Source organism: Sphingobium sp. ba1 (assembly GCF_000743655.1).
Classification (GTDB): Bacteria; Pseudomonadota; Alphaproteobacteria; order Sphingomonadales; family Sphingomonadaceae; genus Sphingobium.
In genome coordinates this window covers 3,024,065-3,050,978 of record NZ_JPPQ01000069.1, presented here as the reverse complement: position 1 = coordinate 3,050,978, position 26,914 = coordinate 3,024,065, and the positions used below count along the sequence as shown (strand labels likewise).

Here is a 26,914-nt window from a genome sequence, read left to right as displayed (position 1 = left end):
GCGGCGGGTGGAGGATCTGGACCCCGCGCTACTGCCGGACTGGCTGGCGCAAGCCATAGCGGCGCAGGTGGCGGAATGACCTGCCGACGCATGGGGCGGATGCTCCTTCTCGCCCTACTCGCCCTCATCGCCACGCCAGCCCTGGCCGACACGCCCTGGACGCTGGTCAAAACCTACCCGCATGACGAGACGGCTTTCACCCAGGGTCTCTTCTTCCACGACGGCGCGCTCTATGAAAGCACGGGGCTGGAAGGCCGGTCGGACATTCGCAAAGTGGCGCTGCGCACGGGCAAGATACTGGCCCGCCGCACGATCGAGCGGCCCTATTTCGGGGAGGGCATGGTCAATTGGAACGACCGGATCGTCAGCCTGACCTGGCGGCACCGGCGCGGCTTCGTCTGGCAGCTCGATGATTTCGCGCCGATCGCCGACTTTCGCTATGAGGGCGAAGGCTGGGGCCTGACCCAGGATGGCAAGAGCCTGATCATGAGCGATGGCACCGCGCAACTTCGTTTCCTCGATCCTGACACGCTGACCGAACAGCGCCGCATCACCGTGAGCTGGAACGGCCGGGCGGTCGATCGACTGAACGAACTGGAATATGTGCGCGGCGAAATCTGGGCCAATATCTGGTATGATACGAAGATTGCCCGGATCGACCCCCGCAATGGCGCCGTGATCGACTGGGTCGACATCGCCGCGTTGCGCAAGGCGGCGGGGGTGACGGACAGCGAAGCGGTGGCCAATGGCATCGCCTGGGACAGTAAAAGGGATCGCCTGTTCGTGACCGGCAAGAACTGGCCCAAGCTGTTCGAGATAAAGGTTGCCCGCGCGGCCGAATAGACCAGCCACGCGGTTGACAGGAAGCGGCCGAATCGCTAGTGGCGACCGATCCCGACACGCAGGTGACCGGCAGTGCTTTGCGCACTGACCGTCTTTTTTGCGTCTCGGAGGATAGTATGGATCGCGCTTTTCCGCCAGGAAAACCGGCCTTTGACGCTTTGAGATGGGGTGACGCCAATCGCCCCGTGGAGCAGGAGATTTAAGTACCATGGCACGTATTGCGGGTGTTAACATCCCGACCAACAAGCGCGTAATCATCGCGCTCACCTACATTCACGGCATTGGTCGCAAGACCGCCGTTGATATCGCCACCAAGCTCGGCATCGACCAGAGCCGTCGTATTCAGGATCTTTCGGACGCCGAAGTGCTCCAGATCCGTGAAACCATCGACGCCGACCTGACGGTCGAGGGCGATCTGCGTCGCAACACCGCGATGAACATCAAGCGCCTGATGGATCTGGCCTGCTATCGCGGCCTGCGTCATCGTAAGGGGCTGCCGGTTCGTGGCCAGCGCACGCACACCAATGCGCGCACCCGCAAGGGCAAGGCAAAGGCGATTGCCGGTAAGAAGAAGTAATCGTTGAGGGTCGCAGGCCTTTTGGCCTGACCCTCCGGCGACTTCTCCTTTTAAACGATTTCAGTAGGATAGAGCAAAATGGCACGCGAACCCCAGCGCATTAAGCGCCGTGAGCGCAAGAATATCTCGGCCGGCGTCGCGCACGTCAACGCCAGCTTCAACAACACCATGGTGACCATCACCGACGCCCAGGGCAATGCGATTTCCTGGTCCTCGGCCGGCATGATGGGGTTCAAGGGCAGCCGCAAGTCAACCCCGTACGCCGCCCAGGTGTGCGCCGAAGACGCGGGCCGCAAGGCCGCCGAACATGGCGTCCGTACCCTGGAAGTCGAAGTCAAGGGCCCCGGTTCGGGTCGTGAATCGGCTCTGCGCGCGCTGCAGGCCGTCGGCTTCCACATCACTTCGATTCGCGACGTGACGCCGATCCCGCACAATGGCGTGCGTCCGTCCAAGCGCCGCCGCGTCTAACCACGGCTGAGCGATATGGCGGGCGGCGGACGCGCCGCCCGTTACCCGTCTGCATCGGCCGCAACGTCCTGTCGGGTCCAGGATCATAAGCGTTTCGGCCACATCCCCAGGGGAATTACATGACTGTCAACATGAAGAACTGGCAGGAATTGAAGAAGCCCAACGCGCTGGAAATCAAGCCAACCAGCGACGGCAAGCGTAAGGCGACCTTTGTCGCCGAGCCACTAGAGCGCGGTTTCGGCCTGACGCTTGGCAACGCGCTACGCCGGGTTCTTCTTTCCTCGCTCCAGGGCGCGGCGGTCACCTCGATCAAGATCGAGAACGTCCTGCACGAATTTTCGTCGCTCGCTGGCGTGCGTGAGGACGTGACCGATATCGTCCTCAACATCAAGCAGGTTGCGCTGCGGATGGAAGGCGACGGGCCAAAGCGCCTGCAGCTTTCCGCCACCGGCCCGGCCGTGGTCAAGGCAGGCGACATCAGCGTCGTCGGCGATATCGAGGTGATGAACCCCGATCTGGTCATCTGCCATCTCGACCAGGGTGCGACGCTCAACATGGAACTGACGGCTGACATCGGCAAGGGCTATGTCCCCGCCGTTGCCAACCGCCCGGCCGACGCGCCGATCGGCCTCATCCCGATCGACGCGCTCTACTCGCCGGTCCGTCAGGTCGCCTACAAGGTGGATAACACCCGCGTCGGCCAGGAACTGGACTATGACAAGCTGTCGCTGACCGTCGAAACCGACGGCACCGTCACGCCGGAAGATGCTGTGGCCTTCGCCGCCCGTATCCTGCAGGACCAGCTCCAGCTGTTCGTCCACTTCGAAGACGCACTGCCGACCGCAGCGCCGTCGCAGGGCGGACATGCCGTCGCATCGACGTCGGACAGCGAAGGCGACACCAACCAGATCAACCGCTATCTTCTCAAGAAGGTGGACGAACTGGAACTGTCGGTCCGCTCGGCCAACTGCCTCAAGAACGACAACATCATCTATATCGGCGATCTGGTCCAGAAGACCGAAGCCGAGATGCTGCGCACCCCCAATTTCGGCCGCAAGTCGCTGAACGAAATCAAGGAAGTGCTGTCGTCCATGGGCCTGCGCCTTGGCATGGACATCCCCGGCTGGCCGCCTGAGAATATCGAGGAAATGGCCAAGAAGCTCGAACAAGAGCTGCTGGGCTGATCCTCTCGCTCCTTTCCGTATTCGTGCGGGAAGGGGCGATGACCGGGCAGGCGAATTTCGCTCCTGTGACGGTGTGAACTTTGCCGCTTTTTTGGGCAAGGGTTGTCGGCGGTGGCCCTTATCACCGCCAGGTCTGGGGTACCTCAAACGGCCCCTTAACGAACGAAGGAAGAGATTATGCGTCATAAAATGGGTCAGCGTAAGCTGCAACGCGCTACCGGCCATCGTAACGCGCTGCTGCGCAACCTCGCCGCCTCGCTCATCAAGCATGAGCAGATCATGACCGGCACGGTCAAGGCGAAGGCGCTGCGTCCCTATGTCGAAAAGCTGATCACGCTGGCGAAGAAGGGTGGCCTGTCCAACCGTCGTCTCGCCCATGCGCGGCTGCAGGACGACACGCAGCTGATCAAGCTGTTCGAGACGCTGGCCGAACGCTATAAGGATCGCAACGGCGGCTATACCCGCGTGATCAAGGCTGGCTTCCGCGCGTCGGACGCTGCGCCGATGGCGATCATCGAATTGGTCGATCGCGACGTCAGCGCCAAGGGTCAGGATTCCGGCCCGCTGCAGAATGAAGACGAGGATGAGCTGGAAGCAGCCTGATCCGTCAGTTGCGACTGTCGGCATGACCTGACAGTCGGACCATATTGCTTTACCAACAGGCCGTGGCTCTCAAGAGAGCTGCGGCCTGTTGGCGTTAAAGAAGACTGTGAGAGGATGCGCGCGTGTTTCGCCTGACCCTGCTGCCGCTGCTGCTGGCGGCGACGCCTGCGCTGGCCGGGCCGAACGCGGCTATCATCGATGCGGGCGCGCAGGATGGCAGCCTGCGCTACCCCGCGGCACGACGGCTCGATCTGGTCGAGGATCATTTCGGCGTGAAGGTCGCCGACCCCTATCGCTGGCTCGAAAACGACCTGCGCGCCGATCCGGCCGTGCGCGACTGGGTGGCTCAGGAAAACGCCCTGACCCGCCGCTATATCGACGGGCTACCGGGCCGCGATGCGCTCAAGGCGCGGATGCAGGCTTTGTTGTCGCACGGCCGCTACACCGTGCCGCGCAAGGCAGGAGGCCGCTATTTTTACGGCTATAATAAGGGTCTACAAAACCAGACCCCGCTTTATGTGCGCGACGGGCTGGCGGGTGCGCAACGCTTGCTGCTCGATCCCAATGATTGGGCCAAGGACGGCGCGAGCGCGCTCGCCGAATGGGCACCGTCCCCCGATGGCCGCTACCTCGCTTATGCGATGCAGGAGGCGGGGAGCGACTGGCGCACCCTGCGCGTGCTGGACGTGGACAGCGGCCGAACGCTGGACGAACGGGTCGAATGGGTGAAATTCTCGCAGATCGCCTGGGACGGGCGGGGCGAGGGATTCTTCTATTCCCGCTATGCCCCCCCAGCGGACGGCGAGACGTTTCGCTCCGCCAATGAGGGGCAGCAGCTTTTCTACCATCGGATCGGCACGGAACAGGCGCAGGACCAACTTGTCTACGAAACGCCCGACCGGCCCAAGCTCAGCCATCAGGCGCAGGTGACGAGCGATGGCGGCTGGCTGGTCATCAACAGTTTCGAAGGCATCGACAGCCGGCGTGAAGTCCATGTCGCCGTGCTGGACGGAGGCCCGGTCAAGCCGCGCCTGCTGGTCAAGGGACCAACGCATGACTGGCGGCTGGTCGGCAGCCGGGGAACGACGCTCTACTTCATCACCAACAAATCCGCCGCCCGATCGCGGCTGGTGACTCTGGACGCCGCGCGGCCGCGCCGGGGAGCGAGGGAAGTGGTGGCGGAGCGGGCCGAGACGCTGGCGGGCGGGTCGCTCGTCGGCAACCGGCTGGTCCTGGCTTATGTCAGCGAGGCGGAGACGATTGCCGAACTGGTCGAGTTGGACGGGCGCAAGGTGGCGGATGTCCCCCTGCCGGGCATGGGCACGGCGGCGGGCTTTGGCGGGCGTGACGGCGATCCGGAGACATTCTTCAGCTTCTCCGGCTTCGTAACGCCGTCCAGCATCTATCGGTTCGACACCGCAACCATGGAAAGCAGCGTGTTCGCGCAGCCCGACCTGCCCTTCAACCCCGATGATTTCGGCATCGAGCAGCGGCTCTACCCGTCCAAGGACGGCACGCCGATCCCGATCACCATCATCCGCAAAAAGGTGCTGGCGGACCGAGCGATTGCCGCGCCGACCATCCTCTATGGTTATGGCGGTTTCAACATCAGCCTGACGCCCGGCTATTCGGCGACGCGGCTTGCCTGGCTGGAGCAGGGCGGGGTCTATGCCATCGCCAATCTGCGCGGTGGCGGCGAGTTCGGCAAGGCGTGGCATGAGGCCGGGCGCGGGGCGAACAAGCAGAATGTGTTCGACGATTTCATTGCGGCGGGCGAATGGCTCAAGAGCAATGGCTATACGCCCAAGGATGGCCTGGCGATCGAGGGGCGCTCCAATGGCGGGTTGCTGGTGGGCGCCGTGGTCAACCAGCGGCCCGACCTTTTCGCCGCTGCCCTACCTGCCGTGGGGGTCATGGACATGCTGCGTTTCGACCGTTTTACCGCCGGGCGCTATTGGGTCGATGATTATGGCTCGCCGGGCCGGGCCAAGGATTTTCCGTTGCTCTACAGCTACTCGCCCTACCACAATATATTGGGCGGCAAGGACTATCCCGCCATCCTGGTGACCACGGCCGACACCGACGACCGGGTCGTGCCTGCGCACAGCTTCAAATATGCGGCGGCCCTCCAGGCGGCAGCGGTCGGGGATCGGCCCCGGCTATTGCGGGTGGAAAATCGTGCGGGCCATGGCGCGGGCAAACCGATCGACAAGCTGATCGACGAATATGCCGACAGCTATGCCTTCCTGGCGCATTTCACCGGACTGACGATCCAGCGAACGCCCGAATGACGCGCCCTCAATAATCCTTCGAATAGCGCAGGTTGGCTGACGACCCGGCGTTGGTGCCAGTCTTGGACAGCAGGCTGAGCGTCTTCGACAGGGCGATTTCCAACTGGGTCGCCGTGAAGCCGCGCGAGTCGGTGATGATCTCCACATAAATATCGTTGGAGATGCGCTGGCCGACTGCGAGCGATGTCCCGCGCCCGGTCTGCTCGTCGCCGCCGACGATGCCGATCCGGTCGATGCCGGTCGCGCCCTGCAGCTTGCCCATCGGATTGAGTCCCCCGCTGCCGCCGCGCAGGCCGTTCAGCGCCGCTGCCAACTGGATCGCCTGCGTCGCCGACAGGTTGGCGACATTATCGCCGAACAGGATGCGGGAGAGGATTTCATCCTGCGGCAGGCTGGGCGTCGAGATGAAGGCGATGTCGGGCTGCTGCGCGCTGCCGGTGACTTGCAGCCCCGCCGTGACCGTATCGATCCGCGTCTCCGCCTTGATCGCCAGCGTGGGGTTCATCATCGGCCCGTTGAAAGTGATGATGCCCTGCTCCAGGTCGAATTGCTTGCCGGAGAAGCTGTAGCGGCCCCGCAGCACTTCCAGCTTGCCGACGACGCGCGGATTGGCGGTGGTGCCGGTGACGCGCATGTCCGTCTTCCATTCGGAATCCAACCCCATGCCGGTCACATAAATTTCATTGTCGGCCCGCACGCGGATGTCGAGCTTCCAGTCGGCGGGCTGCGCCGCGGTCTTGCGCGCGGCCATACGCTGGTCGAGTATGTCGGTGCCTTCGCCCTTGCGACGGACGCCCTGGAGCTGACGAATTTCCGTGCCACCCTGCCAGGCCACCTTGTAACGGGTTTCGGGCAGACTGAGATCACCCTTGATTAGGCCGCCATTGGCCGCGCTGTTGGTGATGGCCAGTGATCCGCTCACCACGCTGGTAATCGCTTCGCTGCGCGCCAAGCGTGCGCGGTCGAGCCTGACCGCGATGTTCATCGGAAATCCGCTATCCGCCGCCAGCCCTACCGTGCCGGACGCCTGCACCGTTCCGTCGCCAGCGCGCCCTGAAAAGTCGCGGATGTCGAGCCGGTCGTTGGTGAAGCGCCCGTCGAGCTTCATCTGCGTGACGCGAGTGCCGAACGTCTCATTCTCATAGGTCAGCGCATTGGCGCGGGCGATGCCGTTGACGCGCGGGGCCGTCAGCCGCCCGCTAAAGTCCGCAGCAACGGCGAGGCCGCCGGTCAGCTGCTGGTCGGCCAGGCCTGCGAAGGAGAAGAGGACATCGGCCGGGCCGGAATAGCGGATGCCACCACCGAGCGGGGCTGACTGGAGCTGTTCGCTCCAGCTTGCGCCGGGGCCGGGCGGGGCGAGCGTCGCGACGAAGCGGCCGAGCGTCGCGCTGCCGCGCCGGATCAGCCCGCGCATGTCGCCGCCTGCGGCGGACAGTTTGCCCTCCATCGTCATCGAAACGGGATCGGATACGGCCGACAGGCTCGACCGGCGGAAATCGGCGATGGCAATGCTCGTGGTCGCGGTCGGGAAGGCATTGCCCTCCTGCACATAGTCGAGCGCGCCCGTCATGCGACCGCCAATGCCCATGCCGGGGGCAGCCATGTTGACGATGGCGAGATCGAAATCCTTGAAGCGCGCCTGCACTGCCGTCGTGCCGCCGAAGCGCCCGGCCAGATCGACCTTGCCCTGCGGCAGGACCAGTGTCGCTGGGTCAAGGCGATAGCCGCTCGGCTCGGTGCGGATGATCGCGGGCTGGGCTAGGCGGAACGGGATGTTGCCCGCCTTGCCCTGCAACGCCACGGCGTAGAGATTGGGGCGTAGCGCGGCGTTGGCGGCGATCGAGAAGGGCACGCCGCTGGAGCCGTCCGCAACTAGCTGGGCCTTGCCGCGCCCGCCCTGATAATCGAGCTTCGCCCGCGCCTTGCGCACGATATAGTCGCCATAGGCGGCGTTGGCGATCTGGGCGTCGGCGATGATGCGCGGTTGGTCGGTCAGTACCATGGAGGCGGTGACGATCGCGCGGCCGATCAATATCTCCGCATCGCCCGGCAATTTGGCGTTGCTGGCGGTCGCATTGACGTTCACGCCCTGCGCCTTGCCAACCGCGGCGAGCCGGATCGCGCCGGTGATGCCGGAGCCGTTCATCGCCAGCTGGCCGGTAAAGGGGCCGGCAGCGCTCTGCTGGATGCGGCCGTTCATGTCCACACCGGCGAAACGCGCGCGGGTGACGTCGATCGTGAGCGGCCCCGTGGCGGTGCGGATCAGCACATTGGCAAAGAATGGCCCATAGGGCGACCCACCGGTGGCTTCCAGCCGATAGCCCGCCGCTTCGCCATTCAGTTTCGCAACGACGTCGGACAATTGCACGCCGACATTGGGCCGCGCTGCGCGCAGCACGGCTTGCGGCCGCTCCATTGTCCCGCGCACGGTCAGCGCAAGCGGGCCATATTGGCGCGAGGAAGCAGTCGCGTCGAAGGCGATCGCGCCATCCGTATCATAGCTGCCCGACCCCGATTGAATCGTGAAATTGGGCGCCGCGCCCTTGAGGCCTGCGAGCGTGAACTTGCCCTCCGGTGTCATGCCGATGCGGCCGCTGGCCACGGCATTGCCGCCCAGGAAATCGCGGACGGAGGCGTTCTCCCAGCGCGCGGTGCGCACGCCGAAGCGGCCGGACAGGCCAAAGCCGCCCTTGGGACCGGGGACCAGTTCGACATCGGTATTGAGATTGACGATGCCGACGCCATCGATCTTATAATCGTTGACCCTGCCTTTAAGCGCCCCGCGATAGAGGGCGTTGTCGAGATCGGCGAGGATGATCGCGGTGGCATCGATCCGGTCGCTGTCGATCTTGAGATTGTCGCTGATCAGCTTGCCGCCCGCATAGGCGAAGTCGCCCCTGACGCGCAGATTGTTCATCAGACCGCCTGCCGCAGCATTCAGGCCGGTCACGCGGCTCGCCGTGGCGTTCACGGGAATGCGGATGCGGTCGGTGTCGATCACCGCGCGGCCAGAGGCCTTCAGATTTTCGATACCGGTTGCGTCGAATGCCAGATTTCTGGCGGTGATGTCATAGTCGATGAACGGCGTCGCCATTGGCCCATCGAGAATGATCGACGCGCGCACATCGCGGCCCCGCACCTTCTCCATGATCGCGCCGGGCGTGAGCAGCGCGGCGTTGATCCGCAGCGCGCTGAAACGGCTGGCGGCCAGGTCGATGACGCCTTGTGCATCGGCGGACAGCGCAGGCGAACGCAATGTGCCTTTGAGGTTCACGCGCCGTTCGTTGAGACCCGCGAACAGATCGACATCCAGTTGCGGTGCGGTCAGGCGATCGACGGTGCCCGCCATCACCAGGCCCGGACGCACCGGACCTTTGGCGGTGAAATTGCCATCGCGCGCGGCGATGGCGACGTTGGCAAGCTCGCCCTTGGGGCTGGTGGCGACGATGCGCCCGTCCCACGCCTGCCAGGTGCCCTTGCCATCCAGGGTTGCGGTCATGCCGTCCGTCAGGCCCGACATGGCGGCGATGACGCCGCCCTTGGGCGCGGCCAACGTGCCGCTCATGGCCAGGCGGTTCTGCGACGGCACGGCGTCCAGCTTCGCCTGCAACCGATCGCCGCTATCGACGATGGCATCGGCGGACAGGATCGCGCGGCCATCGGCAATATGCGTGACGCCATCGATGGCGATCTCGCGCTTCTGGCCGATGACGGGCCGGGCGAGGATGAACTTGCCGATCTTCATCCGATCGACGTCGATATCGAGGTCGGGCAGGATCGGCGCGTTGGGATCGGTTGGCGTGACGTTGAACTGCGGACTGCGCGCCAGCACAACCAACGGCGTTTCGAGCAGGCTGACAGAGATATGGTTGTTGATGTAGCGGAATGGCTTCCACACCACATGCACGCGCGGGCTGACCGCGAACACACCCTTGGGATCGCGCAGGATCAGGTCGTGGATGACCATGTCGCTATAAATGGACCCATCGATCCGCCCGACCTCGATCGCCATCCCCGATTCCATCTGGAACGCGGCGATCTGCTGGATCAGGAATTTCTTGCCCGGCTGGGTGTTGAGGCCAAGCAGCAACACGCCCGTCAGCACGACGATCGCGACGATAAAGCCGACAACGCCGATCGCGATCTTCTGCCATAAGGGGCGACCCTGGCGCACCGTGTCGATCCGGTCGGGGGTGAGGGTGTCGTCCTGCGTCATCAGAAAGCCTGCCCGATCCCGATATAGACGGCGAATTTGGATTCGCCCGGTTGCCGGTTGATCGGCATGGCGATGTCGGCGCGGAAGGGACCGAAATTGGTATAGAAGCGACCGCCCAGACCCACGCCGTAGCGCATGTTGGAAAATTCCGGGATCTGGCTTTCATACACCTGCCCCGCATCGACAAAGGCGACCACGCCATAATTGCCGAAACGATAGCGGCCCTCGACCGCAAATTCATTGACGGATCGGCCGCCGATCGGATCGGCGTTCACGTCCTTCGGTCCCAATTCCTGGAACCCGAAGCCGCGCACCGATCCACCGCCACCGGCATATATGCGCCGCGATGGCGCGACATCATCGCGGGCCACGCCGTTGATGGTGCCAAGGCGCGTGCGCGCGGCGATGACCAGGCTGTCCGATACCGGGAAATAGCCGCTCAAGTCGAACGTGCTGCGCACATAGGGCGAAACATTGCCCTGCAGCGAGGCTTCGGGTGACACGCGCAGATTGGCGCGGAAGCCCCTTGTGGGGTTGAGCAGGTCGTTGGAACGGTCATAGCCGACCTGCACCGGCAGCGCGCCAATGAAATAGGTCAGGCGGTTATTCTCACCCGTGGCAGCGTCGATCGTCGTCTGTTCGTTCGACAGCAGGATTTCCGCGCCATAGCTATAGGTCCAGCGCTTCTGGAAGATCGGCGTCGACTGGCGCGCCCAAGTGATGTTGAGGCCAGCGGTAAAGGCCTCATAGGCGTCATATTTCTGATGGTTGAGTAGCGCGCCTGCCTGAAACGTGCGGTCCCGCTTGCCTGCGTTCGAGCGGCGGAATGTGCCTGCCACGCCCTGTTCCTGCGTGCCCGCAACCACGCTGGCGATCAGCGCGCCTTCGGCCGGAAAGAGATTACGGTGGGTCCAGGTGCCTTCCGCGCGAAAGCCCTGGCCGGTGCCATAGCCTGCTTCGCCGGCCAGCGTGCGCGGCGGACCCGCCTCCTGTTCGACATGCAGATCGACATATTCGGTGCCATCGGGTCCGGCTTCGCCGGTGCGCACCGGATCGACGCCGACGCTGGCGAACAGGCCCGTCGCCACCAGTGCCTTGCGCAGGTCATCGACCTTGCGGCTGTCATAAAGTTGGCCGGGTTTGTAGCGGCGGATGACTTCCATATGGTCGGCACCAAAGGCCTGCTTGTCGCCGCTCGTGGTAATCTTGCGGAATGTGCCGCGCGGGCCGGTGTCGACGGGCAGGGTATAGTCGCCCGTTATGGTCGCCGGATCGAGCAGGATGTCGCGTTCGCCAACCTTGGCAAAGGCATAGCCATTTTCCGGCAGCTTCAGCGCGACATTCGCCTCCGCACCCTCGATCGTGGTGGCGACGATATAGTCGCCGGTCTTGAGCGGCAGGCTGTCCCGCACCAGTCCGGCCGGTACGGTCGGCTCGGCGGTGATGACGATATCGCCGAGCTTGTAGCGTTTGCCAGGTGTCACCGAAACGACCGCCTTGAGCGTACCGTCGCCGGTCTGATCGAGGCTGGCCAGCGCGGTCGCGTCATAATAGCCTTCGGAATAGAGCAGCCGCACGGCGAGTTTCTCATCCTCCTGCGCCCGCGCCTGCACCATGGCTGCGGTTTCCGCCTTGCCATCGCCATCGATCAGGGTCGATGCATCCTTGAACGCATCCTCCAGCCCAGTCTTGCCGAACCCTTCGATGCTGCTCGCATAGCGGATGTCGGGCTGCTTGGCATTGGGATCATCGTCGGACGCGGCATTGGCGGGCACGGTCACGCTGTCGAGCGGGGCCAAGGGCTGGGCGAGTTCGACCTCCTGCGCGGGCTCGGTCGCAGGCGGCAACTGCGTTGGCGCGTCGGCCTGTTGCGGCATCTGCTGGTCGATCCAGCTGTCGATGGATGGAAGAGGGGCTGCTGGGTCGGTATTTTCGACCTGCGGCAGGCGCGCTTCAAACTGATCGTCGGGCAGGATCGGTTCTTCGCTCGCTGTCGCGTCATAGGGGAGCGCAGGCACAGGGTCATTGGTCGTCTGCGCCATGAGAGGCAGGGGCGACGCGGTGACGAGGATAAGGCCCAACATGCGCCGGACATGATGTGCCTGCCGTCTGATCATGAAAATGCGATGCCCCTTCATCGCCAGCCCTATGATTGGCCGACGAACTTTCAATACGCTCAAGGGGTTGCGCCGGTTCCGATCAGGCGACGATTAGCCGCGACGGGGGCGCTTCCCACCGGCCCAAGGCCCGTCTAGAGCAAGCGCATGACATTTGCGCTCAATATTTCGCGATCCCTGATGGGCCAGCCCTGGCGTTGGCGCGGAGAAGGGGCGGACGCGCGCGACCCCGGCTATCTGCCCGACGATCTGGTCACGCAATTGCTGATGGCGCGCGGTTGCCCGCGCGAGGCGCTGGAGGCGCATCGTAACCCGACAATCCGCGCCTTCATGCCCGATCCCAGCCTGTTCCGCGACATGGACGCGGCGGCCGAGCGGCTGGCCGATGCGGTGCAGCGCGGCGAGGATGTGCGCATCTTCGGCGATTATGATGTGGACGGCGCGACCAGCGCGGCGCTGCTGATCCGATTGCTGCGCGATCTGGGGCTGGAGGCCAAACCCTATATCCCCGATCGGCTGATGGAGGGCTATGGCCCGTCCGGTGAGGCGCTGGTGCGCCTGGCGGGCGAGGGGGCGACCCTGATCGTTACTGTCGATTGCGGCGCACAGGCGTTCGAGGCGCTGGCGATGGCGAAGGCAGCCGGGGTCGATGTCGTGGTGGTCGATCATCATAAATGCAGCGCGGCGTTGCCCGAAGCCCTGGCGCTAGTGAACCCCAATCGGTTGGACGAGGGGGAGGAAGCGGCGACGCATGGCCATCTCGCCGCTGTCGGTGTCGCATTCCTACTGGGCGCGGCGCTGGTGCGGCTGTTGCGCGGGCGCGGCTGGTTCGCGACGCGGGCGGAACCGGCACTGATGGAATTGCTCGATATCGTCGCGCTCGGCACGGTGGCGGATGTGGCGCAACTGCGCGGCCTCAACCGGGCCTTCGTGGCGCAGGGGCTGAAGGTAATGGCCAAGCGGCGCAATATCGGCCTCGCCGCGCTGATCGACGCCAGTCGCCTGACCCGCGCGCCGCTGTGCCATGATCTGGGCTTTGCGCTGGGGCCGCGCATCAATGCGGGCGGGCGCGTGGGGCAGGCGGATCTTGGCGTGCGGTTGCTTACGACGCTGGACCCGGCCGAGGCGGCGCGGATCGCAGGGCAGCTCGACCATTATAATGAGGAACGCCGCGCGATCGAATCGACGGTGCAGGAACAGGCCGAAGCGCTGCTCGACGCGCAGGGCAATCGCGCCGTCGCGGTGATTGCCGGGCTGGGCTGGCATCCGGGCGTCATCGGCATCGTCGCGGGACGGATCAAGGAAAAGGCTGGGCGACCCGCCATCGTCATCGCGCTGGACGAGGATGGCGTGGGCAAGGGATCGGGCCGGTCGATCTCCGGCGTGGATCTGGGCGCGGCGGTGATGGCGGCCAAGGATAGCGGTCTGCTGGTCGCGGGCGGCGGCCATGCCATGGCGGCCGGGCTGACCGTCGCGGCAGACAAGGTCGATGCGCTTGCCGATTTTCTGGACGACCGACTGGCAAGCGCTGTGGCGCGCGCGCGCGACGACTGGGCGCTGCTGATCGACGCGGTGCTGGCCCCGGCTGGCGTGAACCCGGAATTCGTCGCTGCGATCGAGCAGGGTGGACCCTATGGCGCAGGCTGGCCCGCCCCCCGGATCGCCGCTGGCCCGATGCGCGTGGTCAAGGCCGATGTGGTCGGCAACGGCCACCTGCGCGCAATCATGGCGGGCGCGGACGGCCGGTCGATCAAGACCATCGCCTTTCGCCAGGCCGAAAGCGACATGGGCCAGGCGATATTGGGCGCGCCCTACGACCGGCGGCTGTGGGTCGCTGGACGGGCGAAGATCGACGATTGGGGCAGCCGTCCCGCCGCCGAACTCCATCTGGACGACGCCGCCTGGGCCGACTGAGTGGCAGGCGCGTTTTTGCCCGCAAAAGGGGTTGACCGCCGCGCCGTCTCCTCCTAATGCCCCCCTCACTTCGCAGCGGCGCTTCGCCGGTGGTTGTATGTGGTCCCATCGTCTAACGGTTAGGACACTGCCCTTTCACGGCAGCGATACGGGTTCGAATCCCGTTGGGATCACCAGTTTCTCTACAGCGAAGATGCCGGAAAGCGCCTGAATGGCATTTCCCTCAATGTCATTTACGCAAAACGTTCCATACCAAAGCGCTCGTCGTCGTCATATGACTACAGGGCGCTGATGATGGGTGCCGATATGACCGGTTTCCTGGCTTCTGATCCGGCCGGAACATCCAAGGCATGCAGGGTTGTTCCCTCCCCTAACTCAGGCGAAACAACGCGCTGGCATGCGGCGCAAGGCGCGTGACTACATGGCCCGTGACCGGGCCGATATCGCGTCGCTTCCACAGATCGCGCGCCGCTGCAGAACCGTCGACACCGACATTCGCCAGCGGCACCGAAACGTCCCGCGTCTTGGTCCCAAGGTTGAACAGCGCAAGATAGCGCGCCTTCCCGTCCTCGGACACCGCCGACCAGACCCGCAATCCGTCTTCCAAAAAGTGCGGGCGGTTGTCTTGGCTCGCCTGGTTGACCGCCAGCACTTCGGGGTTGGTCAGCAGCGCCAGCGTGGCCCCATCAAGGTGGCGCAGGTCGCCGCCCATTATCAACGGCGATCGGGTGATCGACCATAAAGTCATCAATGTCTGCTGTTCGTCGGGCGTGAACCGCGACACCCGCTCGCCCAAGGCGATGCGGCCGAGCGGCAGCATGTCCGCATCGGGCCAAGCGCCGGGACCACGAAACGGGATCCAATTCTCCAGCCGCGTGAACTGCGCTTCCAATTGCGCCCATTCGTCCCAGAAATCATCGGAAATGCGCCACATCTGCGCGTGGCGGCGGACATGGTCGCCGCGCAGCACCGGTGTCTCGCCAGGGGACAGGCTCAGGATCATCGGCCGCCCGCAGCGGGTAATGGCTGTCGCCGCTGCTTCTATTTCCGGTGCACGGGCGTCGTAGGGACGGCTCATATCGTCCATCTTGATGAAATCGACACCCCATGAAGCGTAGAGTTTGAACAGCCCGTCATAATAGGCCTGCGCGCCGGGCTTCGTCATGTCGACGCCGAACATATCGGGGTTCCACGCACAGATAGATGTGGTGTCGGCAATGTCTTGCGCGCGGACATTCGTACCCAGAATCGGCAAGTTCAGCTTCACCGCATGGCGAGAGATGCCGCGCATGACATGAATGCCAAATTGCAGCCCCATCGCATGGACCTTCGCGGCAATCGGCGCGAAGCCCGCACCACCCTTGGCCGACGGAAAGCGATTGGGCGCGGGCACTAGCCGCCCATGGGCGTCCAGCGCCGGGACCGGGTTGGCATTATAGGTATAGCTGCTCGCTTCCGGCTCATACCACTGAATGTCGATCGTGAAGACGTTATAGCCCGATGGCAGCAAGGCGTCCCGCATGATCGCTGCGGTCTCCAGCGCCTGATCCTCGGTGATGGTGCCGGCAAAACTGTTCCAGCTGTTCCAACCCATGGGCGGGCGCGGGGCCAGTACAGCCCCTTGCGAGCCTGAGTGCGAGGGGGACATCGGCGTCTCCGCGTCGGCCCGTTGTGCAACGCCTGCAAGAGAAGCCGCAGCCGTAGCGAATATAGCGGTTCGACGGGATATATCCATGAGTAGGCCTGTCCTCTGCCAGCAGAAATCAGACCTTATTTGTCAGACAATATCCGGCGGCGCAACTTGGGAGGACAAGGTCTTGGATCAACACCGCAGACCTAGAGCTGAAAATGGACAAGCGCAGCGTCGATAATGGCTTAGTCCCTCCCGGCGACCTTGATCTATTTGCCCAGCATCGATTGCACATAGAGGCGCTGCACCGCGACGAACACGACCACCGTAAGGGGCGCGGCGAGCAGGACGCCGAGGAAGCCGAACAGCAGGCCGGCGGCGAACACGGCGAACAGCAGCACCGCCGGTGGCACGTCGACCGCATGTTTCTGGATCATCGGCTGCAGGAAATTGCCCTGCAATTGCTGGATCACGAGGAAGAGCAACAGGGTCCACAGCGCGGTCATCGGCGACACGGTGAAGGCCAGCAGCACGGCGGGCACGCCCGAAATCACTGGTCCGATCATCGGAATGATGTCGAGCAGGCCAGCGATCACGCCCAGGCCGCCCGCAGCAGGTACGCCCAGCAGCGCAAGCCCTGCCCAGGTGAACGCAGCGACGACCAGCGAGGACACTGCCTGCCCCACCATCCATCCGCGCAGGCCGCCCGACGCATCGTCCAGCGCCAGCGCTACCTTTTCCTCGGCGCTCTTCGGGATGAGCAGCAGCAGACCCCGGCGATAGGTGGCGGGATCGCCCGCCAGGAAGATCGCACCGACCAGGACCAGCACGAAATCGGCAAGGCCGCTGCCCGCCGCCAGCGCATAGCCGCCCGCCTGCGAGACCAGTTGCGACACATCCTTGCCGCCACCCTCGACCAATTGCCGCGCCCTTTCGCCCAGACCATAGCGGTTGAGCAGCCCCTCCACGCTTTGCAGCGCGCGGGGGACGGTTTCACGGATCGTGTCGAATTCCTGCGCCAGTTGCGACCCGAACAGCGCGAAGGCGCCCACGAACAGGGTGATCATGCCGATGACCGACAAAGCGAGCGCCATCGACCGCTTCATGCCGGTGATGCGGCACAGCCAGTTGGCGATCGTGTCGAACACCGCACCGATCACGATCGCCGCGAACACCAGCATCAGGAAGCGGGTCAGTTCGACCATGATCCATGCCAGGCCGATGATACCGACGACCACCAATGCGGCATTGGCAACCCGGCCGGGGCTGTAGGCTGTTGCGGAAGACGCCGGTGCCGGCTGTGATTGCGCCGTGGCGGCGTCGTCATGATCAAGGGTCATGCACGCCTTCTATCGTGCATGATCCATCGTGCAACCTGTTGCTGGCACGAATGCGCCACGGGCTATTTGGCGGTCGGCCCGGCCAACGCCTCGCGCATGATATAATAGAGGCTGTGCTGCTCGATCGTGCCCTTGACCAGATGCGCCATCGGCCCTGAAGCACGGGCGAGGACATCGTCGCCACCATGGGTTTCCGAGCCTAGTGGCACCAGCGCCTGCTGGCGATAATCGAGTGCGGTGGTGTCGGTCTGGAGCGGGTCGGCGCGCGGGGTATCGATCGTCGCGCCCGGCCCATTGGCATAGCCCAATGTCGTATAGCCCTTGCCATCCTTGGCCTTGAGCGCCTGGCCACCATTGGTCACCGCGCCCAGGATCGGGTTGCCCCGGCCGGGATAGCCGCTGATCGCGAACGTGTGGCTATGGTCGGCCGTGACCAGCACCAGCGTATCCGCGCGATCGGTCATGTCCATCGCGACCTTCACAGCTTCGTCCAGCGCGATCGTGTCTTCCAGCGCGCGGCGAGCGTTCCCGGCATGATGGGCATGGTCGATCCGGCCCGCTTCCACCAGCAGCACATAGCCCTTGTCGCGGCTGCCCAACATCGTGATCGCCGAACGGGTCATGTCCGCCAGCGACGGTTCGCCGCCTGTGTCCTTGGCGCGGTCGGCCTCATATTGCATATGGTCCGGCTCGAACAGGCCGAGCAGGCGGGGCGTGCGCGTCAGGTCGACCTTGGCGAAATCCGCGCTATTCCACACATAAGCCCCGCGCGGATTGCGCCGCTGCCAGACTTTGGTCAGATCCTTGCGGTCGGTGCGCTTGCCCATAATGGTGGCATATTCAGGATCGCGCGCGGTGGTCGGCAGGAAATTGGCGCGCCCCCCGCCCAGGATCAGGTCGAGCCGGGCACCCACGTCGCCCTCCACCATCTGTCGCGCAATGTCGATACAGCCCTGCGCGCGGGCGTCGGCCGTCAGGTCGCCATCGGCCTCCCAATCGCGCTGGGCGGTGTGAGCATAGGTGGCAGCGGGCGTCGCATGGGTGATGCGCGCGGTCGAAATCACCCCGGTCGCCATGCCCTGACCTTGCGCAAAGCCGAACAGCGAGGGCAGGCGATGTGCCTTGCTGGCCGCGCAGTCATTTTCCGGCACTTCCGGGCCGACGCCGATGACGCCGTTGCGGGTCTTGACCCCGGTCAGGATCGCCGTGGCGGTCGGCGCGGAATCCGACACCTGCCCGTCATGCGAATAGGTTTTGACCAGCGCTGTGCTGGACAGCCGATCCATGGTCGGCACGAAGGATTCGCCGTCCACACCCTGCCGCTGGCCCTGATGGATGCGCGCTGCCGTCAGCGTGCTGACCCCCATGCCATCGCCGATGAACAGGATGATGTTGCGCGCCTTGCCGACGACCGGTGCGTCTGCCTTGAGCCGTTCCAGCTCGGCCATCGCCTGCGCGCGATAGGCGTCGGTGGTGCTGGCATGTTGCGCCAACGCCGGGCTGGCGGCGATCAGCAAGGCCAGGGCGGACGAACGGGCAAGACGGCGGGCAGCGACCATGAAGATACTCCTTTGCCGCACCCCCTTCCATCCAATCATGACAGAGGTGCTACAGAACGCCTATATTTTCACATCTATCGAAATATCATTGACGGGTCCGGTCCCGCGCCATATTTCGACGATCATCGAAGTAAGGACTCGCCATGGATCAGGACAAGGCCGTCGCGGCGCTGGCCGCGCTGGCACAGGACACCCGCCTTTCGGTCTTCCGCCTGTTGGTAAAGGCCGGTCCCGATGGCATGATTGCGGGTGCCTTGGCGGAAGCGATGGACGTGCCGCCCTCCACCATGTCGCATCATCTGACGAAGCTGGAACAGGCAGGCCTCGCCACCTCCTGGCGCACCAGCCGCCTCATCCACTATGCCGCCGACTATGCCGGAATGCAGGGCTTGCTTGGCTTTCTGATGGCCGATTGCTGCCAGGGCGACCCGACGCTGTGCGCCGGCCTTCTTTCTTCCATTTCGTGCGACGCCGTTTCCGAAGGAGCCCCAGCATGACCGACAAAGTCTATAATGTCCTGTTCCTATGTACCGGCAATTCGGCCCGCTCGATCCTGGGCGAAGCGCTGATGAACAAACTCGGCGCGGGCCGCTTTCGCGCCTGGAGCGCCGGCAGCCAGCCCAAGGGCGCGGTTCATCCCATGGCCCTGTCCGTCCTGTCGGGGTTGGGGTTCGACACGGAGGGCATGCGCTCGAAAAGCTGGGACGAGTTCGCCGCGCCCGGTGCGCCGCAGTTCGATTTCATCTTCACCGTCTGCGACAATGCGGCGGGCGAGGCCTGCCCGGTGTGGATCGGCCACCCCATGACCGCCCATTGGGGCATCGAAGACCCGGCTGCTGTCGAAGGGGAGGGGCAGCGCGACGCCTTCCTGACCGCGCTGCGCTATCTGCGCAACCGCATCACGCTCTTTCTGGAACTACCGCTCGACGCGCTGGATGCCATGGCGACGCAGCGCAGGCTCAAGGAAATCGGCCAAGGCGAGGGTGCCAGCGCCCAGGCAGGAGCCAACGCATGACCCACGACATCATCATCTATCATAACCCAGAATGCGGGACGTCGCGCAACACGCTGGCGATGATCCGCAATGCGGGCATCGAACCGCATGTGATCGAATATCTGAAAACCCCGCCGTCGCGCGCGCTGCTCGAAAGCCTGATTGCCCGCGCCGGGATGACGCCGCGCGCCCTGCTGCGCGAAAAGGGCACGCCCTTTGCCAAATTGGGGCTGGACGATGACAGCCTGTCCGACGCCGCACTGATCGACGCGATGATGGCGCATCCCATCCTCATCAACCGCCCGCTGGTGGTCTCGCCGCTGGGCGTCAAACTCTGCCGCCCGTCCGAAGCGGTGCTGGATATTCTCCCGGCGGCGCAGCAAGGCGCGTTCGCCAAGGAAGATGGCGAGCAGGTGGTCGACGCAACGGGCCAGCGCGCATGACCCTGACCGCATCCGATGCCAAAGGCGCATCCGCCTCGCCGCTTGGCCTGTTCGAACGATGGCTTTCGCTGTGGGTCGCGCTCGCGATCGCAGTCGGGATCGTGGCGGGCAATGCCGCGCCCGGTGCCTTCGCAATGCTCGCCGGGTTGGAAATAGCCTCGGTCAACCTGATCGTCGCGGTGCTGATCTGGGCGATGATCTATCCGATGATGGTCGGCGTCGATTTCGGCAGCATCCGCGACATCGGCCGCAAGCCGCGCGGCCTCATCATCACCATCGTCATCAACTGGCTGGTCAAGCCCTTCACCATGGCGGCGCTTGCCGTCCTGTTCTTCGACTATCTCTATAGCGACCTCATCCCCCGCAACGATGCCGACCAATATATTGCCGGGCTGATCCTGCTGGGCGCAGCGCCCTGCACGGCCATGGTGTTCGTCTGGTCGCAGATGACGCGCGGCGACCCGGCCTATACGCTGGTGCAGGTGTCGGTGAACGACCTTGTGATGATCGTCGCCTTCGCGCCCATCGTCGCGCTGCTGCTCGGCGTCACCGACATCGTGGTGCCGTGGGAAACGCTGCTGCTTTCCACTATGCTCTATGTCGTGATCCCGCTCGCGGCGGGGGCTTTGACCCGGCATCGGGTGATCGCCGCGCATGGCGGCAACGTGGCGGCGGTCGATGCCTTCACTTCCCGGCTCAAGCCCTGGTCGATCATCGGCCTGTTGGCGACGGTGGTGTTGCTCTTCGCCTTCCAGGCCGAAACCATCGTCGGGCAACCACTGCTGATCGCGCTGATCGCGGTGCCGATCATCCTCCAATCCTATGGCATTTTCGCGCTGGCCTATGCCTGGGCCTTCGCCTGGAAGGTGCCGCACCGGATCGCGGCCCCGTGCGCGCTGATCGGCACGTCCAACTTCTTCGAGCTGGCGGTCGCGGTCGCGATCGGGCTGTTCGGCCTGTCGAGCGGCGCGGCGTTGGCGACCGTCGTCGGCGTGCTGGTCGAAGTGCCGGTGATGCTCTCGCTGGTCGCCTTCGCCAACCGCACCCGGTCGCGCTTTGCGGAGGAGGCTGAGGCATGAGCGACACCCTGCCGTTCCATTATCTCCGCCCGCTGGCCGATGCCGACCATCTGCCCGCGCTGCACCCGGACTATGCGCATCGCCAACCCGCGCTGGGCTTAGGCGATCTCGACCCGCCGCCGCGCATCCTGCTGCTCTACGGATCGCTGCGCGAACGCTCCTATTCGCGCCTGGTGGTCGAGGAATCCGCGCGCCTGCTCCAGTTTTTCGGCTGCGAAACCCGCATCTTCGACCCGCGCGACCTGCCGCTGCCCGATCAGGTAGCGGGCGACGATCACCCCGCCGTCCACGAACTGCGCGCCCATTCGCTCTGGTCGGAAGGGCAAATCTGGTGCAGCCCCGAACGCCATGGCCAGATCACTGGCATCATGAAGGCGCAGGTCGACCATCTGCCGCTGGCCTATAAAGGGCTGCGCCCGACGCAGGGGCGCACCCTGGCGGTGATGCAGGTGTCGGCCGGGTCGCAATCCTTCAACAGCATCAACACGCTGCGCATCCTTGGCCGCTGGATGCGGATGTTCACCATTCCCAACCAGTCCTCAGTCGCCAAGGCCTATGAAGAATTTGACGAGGCCGGTCGGATGAAGCCATCCCCTTATTATGACCGCATCGTCGATGTGGTGGAGGAACTGGTCCGCTTCACCGTCCTGCTGCGGCCCCATGCCGACCAGTTGGTGGACCGCTATTCGGAGCGCAAGGACCGCAACGAGCCTGTCGCCACCCATGTCGAAAAGGCCGGGCTGGCGACATCGGTCTGACATAGGGACCGGCTTATCGCTCTTGCGTCGGCCCTGCATCTTGGATAAGGGGACCGCATCCATTGGACCCGGCCTCGCCGGGTGGCTCGGCCCGGCGCCTATCCCCGGGATAACCATTAGCGAATTTGGGCTTCGCTTTTCCGAGTTTTGAGCGTTTCCGCGCACACACGCGATGCCCCGCTAGCCAATCTAGGTTTTTTTGAATGCTGTCCATCGCCTCGCTGCAACGCGAATGGCTCGCCAATCCGCGCGCCGACATCCTCGCCGGGATCGTCGTCGCCCTGGCGCTGATCCCCGAAGCCATCGGCTTTTCGATCATCGCCGGTGTCGATCCGCGCGTCGGCCTCTACGCCTCCTTCTCCATCGCCGTGATCACCGCCCTTGTCGGTGGTCGCCCCGGCATGATCTCCGCCGCCACCGCCGCCATCGCGGTGCTGGTGCTGCCGCTGATCCGCGACCATGGCGTTGAATATTTGTTCGCCGCCACCATCCTGATGGGCATCATCCAGGTCGTCGCCGGGTTCCTGCGGCTCGACATGCTGATGCAATATGTCTCGCGCTCAGTCATCACCGGCTTCGTCAATGCGCTCGCGATCCTGATCTTCATCGCCCAATTGCCGCAGCTCATGGGCGTGACCTGGGTCACCTATGCGATGGTCGCGGGTGGCCTCGCCATCATCTATCTCTTCCCGCGCCTGACCAGGGCCGTGCCCTCGCCGCTGGTCGCGATCGTCATCCTGACGATCCTGTCCATCTATGGTGCCCTCAACGTCAACACGGTGGGCGATATGGGCGAACTGCCCTCGACCCTGCCGGCCTTCCTCATCCCCAACGTCCCGCTGACGCTGGAGACGTTGCAGATCATCCTGCCCTATTCGCTGACCATGGCGGCCGTCGGCCTGCTGGAATCGATGATGACGGCGCAGATCGTCGATGACCTGACCGACACCGGGTCGGACAAGCGCCGCGAGATGAAGGGGCAGGGCATCGCCAACTTCGCCACCGGCTTCCTGGGCGGCATGGGCGGTTGCGCGATGATCGGCCAATCGGTCATCAACGTGAAGTCGGGCGGTTCGACCCGCCTGTCCACCCTCGTCGCGGGCACCTTCCTTCTGTTCCTGATCGTCGTGCTCGGCCCGCTGGTGGCCCAGATCCCGATGCCCGCATTGGTCGCGGTGATGATCATGGTGTCGATCGGCACGTTCAGTTGGCGCTCGATTAAGGATCTGCGGACCAATCCGTGGCAATCCTCGGTTGTGATGGTCGCCACCGTCGTCATCGTCGTGTGGACGCATGACTTGGCGCAGGGCGTGCTGGCGGGTGTCATCCTGTCGGGGCTGTTCTTCGCCAGCAAGGTCAAGCGCCTCTTCACGGTCACGTCTACGCTCTCGGTCGATGGCAAGGCGCGCACCTACCGCGTCGCGGGCCAGGTGTTCTTCGCCTCGTCGGACAGCTTCACCGCCGCCTTCGACTATAAGGAAGTGATCGACCATGTCGTGATCGACGTCAGCGACGCGCATTTCTGGGATATCTCCGCGATCGGCACGCTCGACAAGGCGATCCTGAAATTCCGTCGCGAAGGCACGCTGGTCGAGGTGATCGGCCTCAACGACGCCAGCGCCGCAATGGTCGAACGCTATGCCCTGCACGACAAGCCGGGTGCGGACGCGCAACTCGGCGCGCATTGAGGAGAGACGCCATGACCAAGATACTCGCCTGTATCGACGCCTCGGCCTATGCCGCCAGCGTCTGCGACCTCGCCGCCTGGGCGTCCAGGCGCCTTCACCTGCCGGTCGAACTGCTCCATGTCGTCCAGCGCCGCGATTCCGTGGCGCAGCGCCATGATCTGAGCGGCGCGATCGGCCTGGGGGCCAAGAGCGAACTGCTGGAGGAACTGACCCGGCTGGAGGAAGCCGACTCCCGGCTCCAGATCGAGCGTGGCCGCGTGCTGCTCGCCACCATGGCTGATCGCTTGCGCGCCGACGGGGCCACCGCCATCGCGCCGCTCCACCGCCATGGCGGCATCGTCGAAACGATCATCGAGCGGGAAGAGGATGCTCGCGTCATTGTCATCGGCAAGCGCGGCGCGAGCCATGAATTTGCGACCGACCATATCGGATCGAAGATCGAGCGCGTCGTGCGCGCCAGCGCCAAACCGGTGCTGATCGCCTCGCGCACGGTCCAGGTGCCTCAATCCGTCGTTCTCGCCTATGACGGCAGCAAGCCCGCCGACCGCGCGCTGGAACGGGTCGCCAACTCGCCCCTGTTCGCCGGGATGCCGGTCCAGGTCGTGACGGTCGGCCCCGACGACGACAAGCATCGCGCGTTGCTCGACAAGGCGCGCACCGCTTTGTCAGCCAGCGCCTCCGTCACCTTGGCGATCCTGCCAGGCAAACCGGAAGATGCCATCGCCGAACGGATGGCAGCAATGCCACAAGCACTGCTGGTCATGGGCGCCTACGGCCACTTGCCGCTCCGCACCCTGATTGTCGGCAGTACCACCACCACCCTTATCCGCACCGTCCACGCGCCCGTGCTGCTGGTGCGATAAACTGCCCTTCGGCCTGATCTCACCCTCACGGGATCAGGCCGCCTTGCCCTTCAGTGCCTTCTGCCGCCGCCTCTGCACCGACGATCCGATCCCCATCGCCTCGCGATATTTGGCGACGGTGCGGCGGGCTATGTCCATGCCGCGCGCGCGCAGCAGCTCGACCAGCGTGTCGTCGGACAGGATCGCCTGGGGCTCTTCGGCCATGATCAGCGTCTTGATATGGCTCTTGACCGCTTCGGCCGAGACGGAGCCGTCGCCTTCCGCGTTCGACACGCCGCTGGTGAAGAAATATTTGAGTTCATACTGGCCGCGCGGGCAGGACAGATATTTGTTCGACGTCACCCGGCTGACCGTCGATTCATGCATTTTGATCGTGTCGGCGACGGTGCGCAGCGTCAGCGGCTTCAAATGCGCGACGCCCTTGCGGAAAAAATCCTCCTGGCAGCGGACGATCTCGCTCGCGACCTTGATGATGGTCTTCTGCCGCTGGTCGAGCGCCTTGACCAGCCAATTGGCGCTGGCCAGGCAATCGGCGAGCCACGCCTTGGCATTCTTGTCCTGCTTGCCGGTCGCCAGTTCGACATAATAGCTGCGGTTGACCAGCACGCGGGGCAGGGTGGCGCTGTTGACCTCGATGCTCCATCCTTCGGCGGTAGGGCGCACGAACAGGTCGGGCGTGACCGGCGCAGCGCGGTCGCTCGAAAATTTAAGGCCTGGCTTGGGGTCATAGCCGCGCAATTCGGCGATCATGTCGGCCATATCCTCCTCATCCACCCCGCAGATGCGGCGCAACTGGGGCAGCGCGCCCTTGGCCAGCAGGTCGAGATTGGCGAGCAGGCGCGCGATGCAGGGGTCGTAGCGGTCGGCTTCCTTGGCCTGCAGCGCCAGGCATTCGGCCAGCGACCGTGCGCCGATGCCGGTTGGGTCGAATGTGTGGATGACGCCCAGCACCCGCTCGACATCGACCAGCGGCAGGCCCATCGCATGGGCCGTCTGCAACAGGTCCGCCTCCAGATAGCCGGCCTCGCTGATCTGGCCGATCAGTTGCGCCGCGACGATCAGGTCCACGCCCGACAGCGCGGTGCGCGCCTGATCCATCAGATGTTCCTGCAGGCTGGCGCCGGGCGCAGCGAAACTGTCGAAGTCCGGCGCTTCGTCGCCATAGCCGCCCGTCATCGCGTCCATGCCGCCGCCGCCAGCGCCCAGCGCGCTCGCCATCCGGTCGCCAGGGCCATCATCGATGAACGTGTCCGCACCATGGTCGACATCGAGCGGACTATCCGCGCCGCCCAGCCCCTGCGCGATCAGATCGTCGCTCGCCCCGGTTTCGGCGGCCAGCGTCGGCCGCTCAAGCTCGCGGTCGATACCGTCGGCTGGCGGCGGACCATCATCGCCACCCCCCGATTCGAGCAGCGGATTCTTCTCCAACTCGCCCGCGACGAACGCCTCGATCTCCAGATTGGACAGCGCCAGCAGCTTGATCGCCTGCTGCAACTGCGGCGTCATGACGAGCGACTGGCTCTGCCGAATGTCGAGGCGTGGGCCGAGCGCCATCAGGCAGCGCGCCTTGTGCTGGCGCACCGGCTCGCGCCCCCACCCGGACGCCCAGCCAGCCTATACTGTGGGAGGCCGGGTGGGGGTGCGGGCCGGTGCGGCTCAGAAAGAAAATGCCCCCGCTTCATCTTACATCACAACGAGAAATTCTCGCCGAGATAAAGGCGGCGAACGTCGGCATTGGCGACCAACTCGGTCGGGCTGCCGGTAAACAGCACTTGCCCGTCATAGATGATGCAGGCGCGATCGACGATTTCCAGCGTCTCGCGGACATTATGGTCAGTGATCAGCACGCCGATGCCGCGCGTCTTCAACTGCTTCACCAGGTCGCGAATGTCGGCGATCGACAGCGGATCGATGCCCGCAAAGGGTTCGTCCAGCAGCACGATGGACGGATTGGCAGCCAGCGCGCGGGCAATCTCGCACCGGCGGCGCTCGCCTCCCGACAGCGCCATCGCCGCCGAATCCCGCAGCCGGGTCAGGCCGAATTCGTCGAGCAATTGCTCCAGCCGCGCGGCGCGCGATGCCTTGTCCGGCTCCGCCATTTCCAGCACCGCGCTGATATTCTGCGCGACGGTCAGGCCGCGAAAGATCGAGGTTTCCTGCGGCAGATAGCCAAGGCCCAAAATCGCGCGGCGATACATGGGCAGGCTGGTAATATCCTGCCCGTCGAGCAGCACGCGGCCGCGATCGGGCCGAACGAGGCCCATGACCGAATAGAAACAGGTCGTCTTGCCCGCGCCATTGGGGCCAAGCAGGCCGACGACTTCGCCCTTGCCGACGGTCAGCGACA

21 protein-coding genes, 1 tRNA gene and 1 other annotated feature are annotated in these 26,914 nt (G+C 64.6%); of the genes, 15 read left to right on the top strand and 7 right to left on the bottom strand.

The features are described from left to right. Window positions 1–90: 90 nt before the first annotated feature. From IL54_RS18015 to IL54_RS17990, 6 genes are all read left to right on the top strand, one after another. A complete protein-coding gene (locus tag IL54_RS18015; RefSeq protein WP_037479207.1) occupies window positions 91–843 on the top strand; it encodes a glutaminyl-peptide cyclotransferase in 753 nt (250 codons plus the stop codon). A 208-nt stretch (window positions 844–1,051) separates the two neighbouring features. After that, the gene (gene rpsM, locus IL54_RS18010; protein ID WP_037477457.1) at window positions 1,052–1,420 is read left to right on the top strand and encodes a 30S ribosomal protein S13; all 369 of its coding nucleotides are present in this window, start codon (window positions 1,052–1,054) and stop codon (window positions 1,418–1,420) included. A gap of 78 nt (window positions 1,421–1,498) precedes the next feature. Beyond that, entirely contained in the window at window positions 1,499–1,888 is a 390-nt protein-coding gene (gene rpsK / locus IL54_RS18005; protein ID WP_004208752.1) for a 30S ribosomal protein S11, read from the top strand. 119 nt (window positions 1,889–2,007) lie between these two features. Then, on the top strand, window positions 2,008–3,072 hold the full coding sequence (locus IL54_RS18000) for a DNA-directed RNA polymerase subunit alpha (RefSeq protein WP_037477455.1): 1,065 nt from the start codon (window positions 2,008–2,010) through the stop codon (window positions 3,070–3,072). A gap of 177 nt (window positions 3,073–3,249) precedes the next feature. Further along, a complete protein-coding gene (gene rplQ / locus IL54_RS17995) occupies window positions 3,250–3,675 on the top strand; it encodes a 50S ribosomal protein L17 (protein WP_037477453.1) in 426 nt (141 codons plus the stop codon). Window positions 3,676–3,797: 122 nt separating this feature from the next. After that, window positions 3,798–5,966 carry a prolyl oligopeptidase family serine peptidase gene (locus IL54_RS17990; RefSeq protein WP_037477451.1) on the top strand — a complete coding sequence of 723 codons (2,169 nt, stop codon included), beginning with the start codon at window positions 3,798–3,800 and terminating at the stop codon, window positions 5,964–5,966. Between the two features lie 7 nt (window positions 5,967–5,973). Here the strand turns inward: IL54_RS17990 and IL54_RS17985 are convergent, their stop codons facing one another. Next, a complete protein-coding gene (locus IL54_RS17985; RefSeq protein WP_037477449.1) occupies window positions 5,974–10,182 on the bottom strand; it encodes a translocation/assembly module TamB domain-containing protein in 4,209 nt (1,402 codons plus the stop codon). Beyond that, window positions 10,182–12,299 carry an autotransporter assembly complex protein TamA gene (locus IL54_RS17980; protein WP_037479204.1) on the bottom strand — a complete coding sequence of 706 codons (2,118 nt, stop codon included), beginning with the start codon at window positions 12,297–12,299 and terminating at the stop codon, window positions 10,182–10,184. The genes IL54_RS17985 and IL54_RS17980 overlap by 1 nt, the downstream gene beginning before the upstream one ends. A gap of 147 nt (window positions 12,300–12,446) precedes the next feature. Here IL54_RS17980 and recJ point away from each other — a divergent pair, with 147 nt between their 5' ends. Together recJ and IL54_RS17970 are read left to right on the top strand one after the other, a co-directional pair. Continuing rightward, window positions 12,447–14,213, top strand: coding sequence for a single-stranded-DNA-specific exonuclease RecJ (recJ, locus tag IL54_RS17975; protein WP_037477447.1), 1,767 nt, complete (start codon window positions 12,447–12,449; stop codon window positions 14,211–14,213). Between the two features lie 101 nt (window positions 14,214–14,314). Next, window positions 14,315–14,389: transfer RNA gene (locus IL54_RS17970), tRNA-Glu, on the top strand. 194 nt (window positions 14,390–14,583) lie between these two features. On the opposite strand, the gene IL54_RS17965 is transcribed toward IL54_RS17970, so the two are convergent. From IL54_RS17965 to IL54_RS17955, 3 genes are all read right to left on the bottom strand, one after another. Beyond that, a complete protein-coding gene (locus IL54_RS17965; protein WP_037477446.1) occupies window positions 14,584–15,948 on the bottom strand; it encodes a glycoside hydrolase family 27 protein in 1,365 nt (454 codons plus the stop codon). A gap of 164 nt (window positions 15,949–16,112) precedes the next feature. Next, window positions 16,113–17,183 carry an AI-2E family transporter gene (locus tag IL54_RS17960; protein ID WP_052027744.1) on the bottom strand — a complete coding sequence of 357 codons (1,071 nt, stop codon included), beginning with the start codon at window positions 17,181–17,183 and terminating at the stop codon, window positions 16,113–16,115. A 62-nt stretch (window positions 17,184–17,245) separates the two neighbouring features. Further along, window positions 17,246–18,742, bottom strand: a complete 1,497-nt coding sequence (locus IL54_RS17955) for an alkaline phosphatase (protein WP_037477444.1) — start codon at window positions 18,740–18,742, stop codon at window positions 17,246–17,248. A 143-nt stretch (window positions 18,743–18,885) separates the two neighbouring features. Here IL54_RS17955 and IL54_RS17950 point away from each other — a divergent pair, with 143 nt between their 5' ends. From IL54_RS17950 to IL54_RS17920, 7 genes are all read left to right on the top strand, one after another. Then, a complete protein-coding gene (locus IL54_RS17950) occupies window positions 18,886–19,239 on the top strand; it encodes an ArsR/SmtB family transcription factor (RefSeq protein ID WP_037477442.1) in 354 nt (117 codons plus the stop codon). Next, on the top strand, window positions 19,236–19,757 hold the full coding sequence (locus tag IL54_RS17945) for an arsenate reductase ArsC (RefSeq protein WP_037477440.1): 522 nt from the start codon (window positions 19,236–19,238) through the stop codon (window positions 19,755–19,757). The genes IL54_RS17950 and IL54_RS17945 overlap by 4 nt, the downstream gene beginning before the upstream one ends. Then, the gene (gene arsC / locus IL54_RS17940; protein WP_037477438.1) at window positions 19,754–20,179 is read left to right on the top strand and encodes an arsenate reductase (glutaredoxin); all 426 of its coding nucleotides are present in this window, start codon (window positions 19,754–19,756) and stop codon (window positions 20,177–20,179) included. The genes IL54_RS17945 and arsC overlap by 4 nt, the downstream gene beginning before the upstream one ends. Then, on the top strand, window positions 20,176–21,258 hold the full coding sequence (gene arsB / locus IL54_RS17935) for an ACR3 family arsenite efflux transporter (RefSeq protein ID WP_037477436.1): 1,083 nt from the start codon (window positions 20,176–20,178) through the stop codon (window positions 21,256–21,258). The genes arsC and arsB overlap by 4 nt, the downstream gene beginning before the upstream one ends. Next, complete coding sequence (gene arsH, locus IL54_RS17930; RefSeq protein ID WP_156106255.1) at window positions 21,255–22,016, top strand: arsenical resistance protein ArsH; 762 nt, start codon at window positions 21,255–21,257, stop codon at window positions 22,014–22,016. The genes arsB and arsH overlap by 4 nt, the downstream gene beginning before the upstream one ends. Window positions 22,017–22,077: 61 nt before the next feature. Beyond that, window positions 22,078–22,131: a sequence feature (sul1 is cis-regulatory element that is thought to sense ions involved in sulfur or methionine metabolism; They are found in Alphaproteobacteria), on the top strand. 88 nt (window positions 22,132–22,219) lie between these two features. Further along, window positions 22,220–23,704: a SulP family inorganic anion transporter gene (locus IL54_RS17925; protein WP_037477434.1), complete on the top strand. Its 1,485-nt coding sequence runs from the start codon at window positions 22,220–22,222 to the stop codon at window positions 23,702–23,704. Window positions 23,705–23,715: 11 nt separating this feature from the next. Next, window positions 23,716–24,567: a universal stress protein gene (locus IL54_RS17920; RefSeq protein WP_037477432.1), complete on the top strand. Its 852-nt coding sequence runs from the start codon at window positions 23,716–23,718 to the stop codon at window positions 24,565–24,567. 33 nt (window positions 24,568–24,600) lie between these two features. On the opposite strand, the gene rpoN is transcribed toward IL54_RS17920, so the two are convergent. Beyond that, entirely contained in the window at window positions 24,601–26,121 is a 1,521-nt protein-coding gene (rpoN, locus tag IL54_RS17915) for an RNA polymerase factor sigma-54 (protein ID WP_037479196.1), read from the bottom strand. A 134-nt stretch (window positions 26,122–26,255) separates the two neighbouring features. Beyond that, a partial coding sequence (gene lptB, locus IL54_RS17910; RefSeq protein WP_037479193.1) for an LPS export ABC transporter ATP-binding protein occupies window positions 26,256–26,914 on the bottom strand: 659 nt, incomplete at its 5' end.

Excerpts from the sequence above, each read along its gene's own strand:
- IL54_RS18015 (WP_037479207.1), top strand. The coding sequence starts at position 91 with ATGGGGCGGATGCTCCTTCTCGCCCTACTCGCCCTCATCGCCACGCCA.
- rpsM (WP_037477457.1), top strand. The coding sequence starts at position 1,052 with ATGGCACGTATTGCGGGTGTTAACATCCCGACCAACAAGCGCGTAATC.
- rpsK (WP_004208752.1), top strand. The coding sequence starts at position 1,499 with ATGGCACGCGAACCCCAGCGCATTAAGCGCCGTGAGCGCAAGAATATC.
- IL54_RS18000 (WP_037477455.1), top strand. The coding sequence starts at position 2,008 with ATGACTGTCAACATGAAGAACTGGCAGGAATTGAAGAAGCCCAACGCG.
- rplQ (WP_037477453.1), top strand. The coding sequence starts at position 3,250 with ATGCGTCATAAAATGGGTCAGCGTAAGCTGCAACGCGCTACCGGCCAT.
- IL54_RS17985 (WP_037477449.1), bottom strand. The coding sequence starts at position 10,182 with ATGACGCAGGACGACACCCTCACCCCCGACCGGATCGACACGGTGCGC.
- IL54_RS17980 (WP_037479204.1), bottom strand. The coding sequence starts at position 12,299 with ATGATCAGACGGCAGGCACATCATGTCCGGCGCATGTTGGGCCTTATC.
- recJ (WP_037477447.1), top strand. The coding sequence starts at position 12,447 with ATGACATTTGCGCTCAATATTTCGCGATCCCTGATGGGCCAGCCCTGG.
- IL54_RS17965 (WP_037477446.1), bottom strand. The coding sequence starts at position 15,948 with ATGGATATATCCCGTCGAACCGCTATATTCGCTACGGCTGCGGCTTCT.
- IL54_RS17960 (WP_052027744.1), bottom strand. The coding sequence starts at position 17,183 with ATGACCCTTGATCATGACGACGCCGCCACGGCGCAATCACAGCCGGCA.
- IL54_RS17955 (WP_037477444.1), bottom strand. The coding sequence starts at position 18,742 with ATGGTCGCTGCCCGCCGTCTTGCCCGTTCGTCCGCCCTGGCCTTGCTG.
- IL54_RS17950 (WP_037477442.1), top strand. The coding sequence starts at position 18,886 with ATGGATCAGGACAAGGCCGTCGCGGCGCTGGCCGCGCTGGCACAGGAC.
- IL54_RS17945 (WP_037477440.1), top strand. The coding sequence starts at position 19,236 with ATGACCGACAAAGTCTATAATGTCCTGTTCCTATGTACCGGCAATTCG.
- arsC (WP_037477438.1), top strand. The coding sequence starts at position 19,754 with ATGACCCACGACATCATCATCTATCATAACCCAGAATGCGGGACGTCG.
- arsB (WP_037477436.1), top strand. The coding sequence starts at position 20,176 with ATGACCCTGACCGCATCCGATGCCAAAGGCGCATCCGCCTCGCCGCTT.
- arsH (WP_156106255.1), top strand. The coding sequence starts at position 21,255 with ATGAGCGACACCCTGCCGTTCCATTATCTCCGCCCGCTGGCCGATGCC.
- IL54_RS17925 (WP_037477434.1), top strand. The coding sequence starts at position 22,220 with ATGCTGTCCATCGCCTCGCTGCAACGCGAATGGCTCGCCAATCCGCGC.
- IL54_RS17920 (WP_037477432.1), top strand. The coding sequence starts at position 23,716 with ATGACCAAGATACTCGCCTGTATCGACGCCTCGGCCTATGCCGCCAGC.
- rpoN (WP_037479196.1), bottom strand. The coding sequence starts at position 26,121 with ATGGCGCTCGGCCCACGCCTCGACATTCGGCAGAGCCAGTCGCTCGTC.